1 protein-coding gene is annotated in these 2,543 nt (G+C 73.8%); it reads left to right on the top strand.

What is annotated here, in order from left to right:
* Positions 1 to 2,543, top strand: a 2,543-nt coding sequence (locus tag IE329_RS39725; protein WP_190215938.1) for a type I polyketide synthase, incomplete at both ends; no start/stop codon positions are given.

The raw sequence follows: 2,543 nt of genomic DNA, 5'->3' as shown, positions 1-2,543 counted from the left end.
CCGGCGCGCCCAGGGCCTGCCGGCCACCTCGCTGGCCTGGGGCTACTGGGCCGAGCCGAGCGGCATGACCGGGCACCTGACCGGTGCCGACCAGGACCGGCTGACGCGAGCCGGGGTCGTGCCGCTGGCCACCGACCACGCCCTCTCGCTGTTCGACGCGGCCCTGGCCACGGACCGGGCCACGCTGGTGCCGGTACGCCTCGACCTGTCCGTGCTGGCGGGCGCCCCGGCGGCCCCGGCGGCCCTCAAGGGCCTGGTCTCCCGCAAGGCGGCCCGGCGCCCGGCGCGGCACGGCGCGATCGCCGACCGCCTGCGGTCACTGCCGGAGGCCGAACGGCTGCGAGCCGCACTCGACCTGGTCACCGCCAACACCGCGGCCGTGCTCGGTCACCGCGAACCGGGGGCCGGGTGGGACCGGCAGCCGTTCAAGGCCCTCGGCTTCGATTCCCTGACCTCCGTCGAACTGCGCAACCGGCTCAACAGCGCCACCGGCCTGCGCCTGCCCGCCACCGTCACCTTCGACCACCCCACCCCGCGGCAACTCGCCGAGCACCTGCTGAGCGGGATCCTCGGTGGGGGTGTGGCGTCGGTGGTGCCGGCCGGGGTTGCGGTGTCGGGTGATCCGGTGGTGATCGTGGGCATGGGGTGCCGGTTGCCGGGTGGGGTGGGGTCGCCGGAGGAGTTGTGGGGTCTGGTGTCGGGTGGGGCGGATGCGATCGGGGGCTTCCCGGTTGATCGCGGGTGGGACGTCGGGGGGTTGTTCCATCCGGATGCGGATCATCCGGGGACGTCGTACACGCGGTCGGGTGGTTTTCTCGCGGACGCGGCGGGGTTCGACGCCGACTTCTTCGGGATCTCGCCGCGTGAGGCGTTGGCGATGGATCCGCAGCAGCGGGTGCTGCTGGAGACCGCCTGGGAGACGTTCGAGGACGCGGGGATCGATCCGACGTCGTTGCGGGGCAGCCGGACGGGCGTGTTCACCGGCATCTGGGCGTCCGGCTACGGCGGCCAGGCACCGGCCGACGCCGAGGGCTATCTCGGCACGGGCGCCGCGACCAGCGTGACCTCCGGCCGGATCGCCTACCTGCTCGGGCTGGAGGGCGCGGCGGTCTCGTTGGACACCGCCTGCTCGTCCTCGCTGGTGGCGATCCACCTGGCGGCGCAGGCGCTCCGCTCGGGGGAGTGCTCGCTGGCCCTGGCCGGCGGGGTGACCGTGATGGCGACCCCGCTGGGATTCACGGAGTTCTCCCGCCAGCGCGGCCTGGCCCCGGACGGCCGGGTGAAGGCGTTCGCCGAGGCGGCGGACGGTACGGCGTGGGGCGAGGGCTCGGGGTTGGTGCTGCTGGAACGGCTGTCGGACGCGCGGCGCAACGGTCACCGGGTGCTGGCGGTGGTGCGGGGTTCGGCGGTGAACCAGGACGGCACCTCCAACGGCCTCGGGGCGCCGAACGGTCCGTCGCAGGAGCGGGTGATCCGGCAGGCGTTGGCGAACGCGGGCCTGTCGACGGCGGACGTGGATGCGGTGGAGGCGCACGGTACGGGGACGACGCTCGGCGATCCCATCGAGGCGCAGGCACTGCTGGCGACGTACGGTCAGGGGCGGGCGGAGCCGTTGTGGCTGGGGTCGGTGAAGTCGAACATCGGCCACACCCAGGCGGCGGCCGGTGTGGCCGGTGTGATCAAGATGGTGATGGCGATGCGGCACGGGCAACTGCCGCCGACGCTGCACGTGGACGCGCCGACCTCGCACGTCGACTGGGAGTCCGGAAACATCCGGCTGCTGACCGAGGCCCGGCCCTGGCCCGACAACGGCCGCCTGCGCCGCGCGGGCATCTCGGCGTTCGGCATCAGCGGTACGAACGCGCACGTGGTGATCGAGGCGGCTGCTGAGGAGCCGGTCGGGGTTCCGGCGGGGGCCGCGGGTGGGGTGGTGCCGTGGGTGTTGTCGGCCAGGTCGGAGGTGGCGTTGCAGGAGCAGGCGCGCCGGCTGGGTGCCTTCACCGCCGTGCGACCCGAGGTGAGTCCGGCGGCGGTGGGGGGTGCTCTGGCCGCCCGCACCGTGTTCGATCACCGTGCGGTGCTGAGCGGTGTGGAGGCCCTGGAGGCGCTGGCGGAGGGCCGGTCGGTGCCGGGTCTGGTCACCGGGACCGTCCGTCCGGTGGGCCGGTCGGTGTTCGTGTTTCCGGGGCAGGGCGCGCAGTGGGTGGGCATGGGCCGGGAGTTGTACGCCGCGTACCCCGTGTTCCGGGAGGCCATGGACGAGTGCGCCCAGGCGCTGGCTCCGTACACCGACTGGTCCCTGGTCGATGTCCTGGACGGTGCTCCGCTGGAGCGGGTGGATGTGGTGCAGCCCGCTCTGTTCGCGGTGATGGTGTCCCTGGCGGCGCTGTGGCGCTCCTTCGGCGTCGAACCCGACGCGGTGGTCGGGCACTCGCAGGGCGAGATCGCCGCGGCGTACGTCGCCGGCGCGCTGTCGTTGAAGGACGCCGCGAAGGTGGTCGCCCTGCGGAGCAAGGCCCTGGCGGTGCTGGCGGACCAGGGTG

Origin of the sequence: Kitasatospora indigofera, from assembly GCF_014655955.1 — a bacterium.
Lineage (GTDB): Bacteria > Actinomycetota > Actinomycetes > Streptomycetales > Streptomycetaceae > Kitasatospora > Kitasatospora indigofera.
Note: the sequence above shows the minus strand (reverse complement) of the source record. Positions and strands in the feature narration are given on the sequence as shown.